Below are 319 nucleotides of genomic sequence, written 5' to 3' on the forward strand. Positions count from 1 at the left end.
CTCACATGCCTCTTGAATAATTAATTGATGTCTTATTCCTTTTTGATCAAACATTAACGCTCGACTGGAATATAAATTTCGAAGCCAAGAAGCTAATGAAACGTTTCCCTTTTCTAACTTGAGTCTTCCCTCTTCAAGTTTTGTGAGTAAGAACGAGTCACTAACAAGTTGTTCCATTCGCGTTGCTTCATTATATATAACCTGCAAATTACGTTTCCAGTCTTCATGCTTTATCTCATAAGCATCTTTCATAACCGCAGAATATCCTTTAATGTATGTGATTGGTGTCCGAAGATCATGAGATATATGAGATATAAAG

At 35.1% G+C, this 319-nt stretch carries 1 protein-coding gene; it reads right to left on the reverse strand.

The window, feature by feature from the left end; genetic code table 11:
* Nucleotides 1-315 (reverse strand): histidine kinase dimerization/phospho-acceptor domain-containing protein (locus tag AOA62_RS01760; protein WP_368665700.1); only part of this gene is annotated, 315 nt, incomplete at its 3' end.
* Between the last annotated feature and the right edge of the window lie 4 nt (nt 316-319).

Source organism: Pseudomonas sp. 2995-3 (genome assembly GCF_002742565.1).
In the GTDB taxonomy this organism is placed as follows: domain Bacteria; phylum Pseudomonadota; class Gammaproteobacteria; order Pseudomonadales; family Pseudomonadaceae; genus Aquipseudomonas; species Aquipseudomonas edaphica.